The organism is Prosthecobacter sp. (assembly GCF_044222345.1).
Taxonomy (GTDB): Bacteria; Verrucomicrobiota; Verrucomicrobiia; order Verrucomicrobiales; family Verrucomicrobiaceae; genus Prosthecobacter.
This window is the reverse complement of the sequence record NZ_JBGANL010000147.1, coordinates 1-4,420: the sequence shown is the minus strand read 5'-3', so window position 1 is coordinate 4,420 and position 4,420 is coordinate 1. Positions and strand designations below refer to the sequence as shown.

Here is a 4,420-nt window from a genome sequence, read left to right as displayed (position 1 = left end):
TCCGCTCTAGGCTGCGCGACCATGAAAGTCCTTGGCATTGATATCGGCGGGTCGGCCTTCAAGGGCGCGCCCGTGGACACCCAAACCGGCAAGCTGCTCGCCGAGCGGCACCGCGTCGAAGTCGACGCCCCGTGCCCGACGGCGCAGGGACTGGCGGCGGCCCGGGAGATTGCCCGGCATTTCAACTGGAAAGGGCCGGTCGGCATCGGCTTTCCGGGTGTCGTCCAAGGCAGCCGGATTGGCGCGGTCGGCAACCTGGGGCGCAACTGGGAGGGGCAGGACGGCGGCAAGCTGTTCGGCCGGGCGACGGGCTGCCAGGTGGCGCTGTTCAACGACGCCGACGCCGCCGGGCTGGCCGAGATGAAATTCGGCGCGGGCCGCAGGCACCAGGGCTCGGCGCTGATGCTCACGATGGGCACCGGCATCGGCTCGGCACTCTTCCACCAAGGACGGCTGATGCCGAACATCGAGTTCGGCCACATCCCGTGGAAGGGGAAGCCGATCGAGCGTTTCGCCTCGGCCGCCGTGAGAAAACGGCGCGACTTGGGCTGGCGGGAGTGGGCGCTGCGGGTGAATGTCTTTCTCGCGGTGGCGGAGCGCATCAGCTCGCCGGAGTTGATCATCATCGGCGGCGGCGTGAGCCGGAAGTCCGAGAAGTGGTTCAAATACCTCAAGGCCTCGGCCCGCATCGTGCCGGCCCGGCTGCACAACGACGCCGGCATCGTCGGCGCGGCGCTGGCCTGGGAGCAGACCTCTGGAACCTGAACGCCGAATACAATGTGTGGCACACCGCGGCCTTCGCTTCGATGGCCCGGTGCGCGAGTTCTCATTTTCACCCCAAACCCCATGTCCTGACCCCGTTCGTTTGCCTTCCGGGTGTCGTCCAAGGCAGCCGGATTGGCGCGGTCGGCAACCTGGGGCGCAACTGGGAGGGGCAGGACGGCGGCAAGCTGTTCGGCCGGGCGACGGGTTGCCGGGTGGCGCTGTTCAACGACGCCGACGCCGCCGGGCTGGCCGAGATGAAATTCGGCGCGGGCCGCAGGCACCATGGCTCGGCGCTGATGCTCACGATGGGCACCGGCATCGGCTCGGCACTCTTCCACCAAGGGCGGCTGATGCCGAACATCGAGTTCGGCCACATCCCGTGGAAGGGGAAGCCCATCGAGCGTTTCGCCTCGGCTGCCGTGAGAAAACGGCGCGACTTGGGCTGGCGGGAGTGGGCGCTGCGGGTGAATGTCTTTCTCGCGGTGGCGGAGCGCATCAGCTCGCCGGAGTTGATCATCATCGGCGGCGGCGTGAGCCGGAAGTCCGAGAAGTGGTTCAAATACCTCAAGGCCTCGGCCCGCATCGTGCCGGCCCGGCTGCACAACGACGCCGGCATCGTCGGCGCGGCGCTGGCCTGGGAGCAGACCTCTGGAACCTGAACGCCGAATACGTGTGTGGCACACCGCGGCCTTCGCTTCGATGGCCCGGTGCGCGAGTTCTCATTTTCACCCCAAACCCCATGTCCTGACCCCCGTTCGTTTGCCTTCCGGAGTGTCGTCCAAGGCAGCCGGATTGGCGCGGTCGGCAACCTGGGGCGCAACTGGGAGGGCAGGACGGCGGCAAGCTGTTCGGCCGGGCGACGGGTTGCCGGGTGGCGCTGTTCAACGACGCCGACGCCGCCGGGCTGGCCGAGATGAAATTCGGCGCGGGCCGCAGGCACCATGGCTCGGCGCTGATGCTCACGATGGGCACCGGCATCGGCTCGGCACTCTTCCACCAGGCGGCTGATGCCGAACATCGAGTTCGGCCACATCCCGTGGAAGGGAAGCCCATCGAGCGTTTCGCCTCGGCTGCCGTGAGAAAACGGCGCGACTTTGGGCTGGCGGGAGTGGGCGCTGCGGGTGAATGTCTTTCTCGCGGTGGCGGAGCGCATCAGCTCGCCGGAGTTGATCATCATCTACGGCGGCGTGAGCCGGAAGTCCGAGAAGTGGTTCAAATACCTCAAGGCCTCGGCCCGCATCGTGCCGGCCCGGCTGCACAACGACGAACGCCGGCATCGTCGATGGCGCGGCGCTGGCCTGGAGCAGACCTCCTGGAACCTGAACGCCGAATACAACCATGTGGCGGCACACACCGGCATCGGCTCGGCGCACCTTCGCTTCGATGGCCCGGTGCGCGCCTCGGCTGCCGTGAGTTCTCATTTTCACCCAGCTCGCAATCCCCATGTCCTGACCCCGTTCGTGCCGGCCCGGCTGCACAACGTTTGTCGGCGCTGACCCTGGAACCTGGGCACCGTTTTCGCTCGGTGCGACTCATTTTTACCGTCCTCCCCGTTCGTTTGCCCTGACGGCCAACGCCAACGCCGTGCAGATCCAGATCTGGACGGCCCTCATCGCCATCCTGCTGCTCAAATACCTCCAGTTCAAATCCCGCTGCGCGTGGCGCTCTCCACCTGGTCGCCTTGCTGCGCTGGAATCTGTTCAGCTACCGCGACCTGTGGGCCTGGCTGGAGCATCCCCTCGCCACCCCGCCTGGCTGCCGCCCGATCCAACTGAACCTCGAATTGGACAGCATCCCGGCTTCGACCTGAGACCACCCAACCATGTTTTCCGCCATGCCCGCCCGCAGAGGCACATCATCCCGCAATCAGCCTCTGGCAGCTCTGTTTTGGACAGCAGTGTTGCCAATCCTGCGCATAGCCCAGACCTAGATAATCTCATGACAGAGGGCCTTATTCCAAGTGATCCAAAGATTGATTTAAGCTATCTTGATGCGATCCGAAGAATTCCCCGGGACCCATAATATGTATTCAAAATTGCTTCTGCTTCTTGCTGTCATAACGCTGCTCGCTGCGTGCGTAGGAGCTCAGCACGAAAATCAAAGGCTTGATGCTGCCCGCGCAGCAGGGACCGTTATTGAGGCCCGCTTCGCAGGCTTGCAGGCATCCGACCTTCAGACAAAAAAGATTATTCTAAGTATTGAAGGCGCTGACATCAGAGATGTTCTTCGATTGCATCCGAACATTTCGAAGCTGCTCAATCTGGACGATGAGATAAAACGAAAGGATATCTCTACACAGATTTCCAAGGTTCATGTTGCAGTAAGGTTTTCTGATCCAGATGTCGCGGAAGTTGGAGTGACCGTCTCGGGGGCATTGAATGGAGGATCAATTATTGTCTATCGCGCAGTAAAAGTTGGTGAGCGATGGATAGCGGCAGGTATCATACGGGAAGTATTTTCCTAGCCGCGGGCCGAACGGACGGGCCGAACGGACGGGGTCAGGCCGCTAGATGCTACCGAAACCAACGCCAGCAACGCGCGCGCTGAGCCCAAGTGAGTGAGAACGCCCGCTGCCCGCGTGTCACGGCCCCGCAAGTAATCCAAGGCACGGCTTCCTTATGAACCTGGCTAAACTCAGGCACACCTGCGAATCCATCCGCGACTGGTGGGGGATTTCCCTGGCCGACCTGGATCGCTTGTCGCTGGCCTTGCTTGATCGGCGCAAGCAGGGAGAGTGGATTCGCTGCGGAACTGAACGCGCCATCATCGCCCAGATAAAATTCGGAGCCAAGGCCCAGACCCTGCCCGAGGAACTGTCCGCGCTTTCGCGCTGTGCCCGGCAGATCCTCGCTGATAGGAAGCCTGACGCGCCGCTCCGGGCTGCCGCCTTCTACCACGTCCGGTTTGAGAACATCCACCCCCTGCACGATGGCAATGGCCGCACCGGTCGGACGATCCTCACCGGCCAGCTCTATCAATCTTACGGCTGCCCGCCTGCTATATTTGAGCGGGAGATCAGCAAGCGACAAAAGGAATATGCCGCTGCGTTCAAATCGACGGATTCGAACGATACTTACCGTCAGCTACTCGTGATTCTCAGCCAAATGACCCGGATATCGGTTTCCACCCTAAATCTTGATCCGAGCTATTCCTTGCAGCCCCTGCACCGTTCGCCAGGATCGCCTGTGGTAGACCTGACCTTGGGTGCCCCGACTTGAAGAACAGCGAAACGGCTGCATGAGCCGACCATTCATCCGGGCGGGGCGTCCGTTCATCAAAACTGGCTGCAACTTTGGGCTGAACCGGGTGTTTTGAGCCCATGCCAAACACCACCCGCGGCCTGCGGCCTTTCGTCCCGGTTCCCGGGTGGTTCGTCGCCCAAGCCTCCCGCCTCGTCGCTCGGGTGTTTCCCCGCCCCGCCAATGCTGCTGCCCTGCGCCCGTTCGTAGTTTCAGTTGTGTTGCAGGGGGGCCCATCGGGGCCCCTCTGTGTTTTCCCCGACGCCCCGGGGTGGGGCGGGCGTATAGCGCTGGCCAACCCTCCCACCTTCCGCTCAATCTACCCGACCAACTGATCCCCCATGCCTGCATCCACGAATCCGGCCGCCTCCGCTGCACCCCAGAAAAAGAAATCCAACCGCAAGCTGTTCATCCTT

The 4,420-nt window shown here is 62.9% G+C and carries 5 protein-coding genes; all 5 read left to right on the top strand.

Annotated elements, in window-relative coordinates:
* On the top strand, window positions 1–765 hold a 765-nt coding region (gene ppgK, locus ACILSL_RS27405), incomplete at its 5' end, for a polyphosphate--glucose phosphotransferase (protein WP_395735253.1).
* A gap of 14 nt (window positions 766–779) precedes the next feature.
* Complete coding sequence (locus ACILSL_RS27400; protein ID WP_395735252.1) at window positions 780–1,424, top strand: ROK family protein; 645 nt, start codon at window positions 780–782, stop codon at window positions 1,422–1,424.
* 462 nt (window positions 1,425–1,886) lie between these two features.
* Window positions 1,887–2,261 carry a hypothetical protein gene (locus tag ACILSL_RS27395; protein ID WP_395735251.1) on the top strand — a complete coding sequence of 125 codons (375 nt, stop codon included), beginning with the start codon at window positions 1,887–1,889 and terminating at the stop codon, window positions 2,259–2,261.
* A gap of 527 nt (window positions 2,262–2,788) precedes the next feature.
* Window positions 2,789–3,229: a hypothetical protein gene (locus ACILSL_RS27390; RefSeq protein ID WP_395735250.1), complete on the top strand. Its 441-nt coding sequence runs from the start codon at window positions 2,789–2,791 to the stop codon at window positions 3,227–3,229.
* Window positions 3,230–3,383: 154 nt separating this feature from the next.
* The gene (locus ACILSL_RS27385) at window positions 3,384–3,983 is read left to right on the top strand and encodes a Fic family protein (protein WP_395735249.1); all 600 of its coding nucleotides are present in this window, start codon (window positions 3,384–3,386) and stop codon (window positions 3,981–3,983) included.
* Window positions 3,984–4,420: the final 437 nt, after the last annotated feature.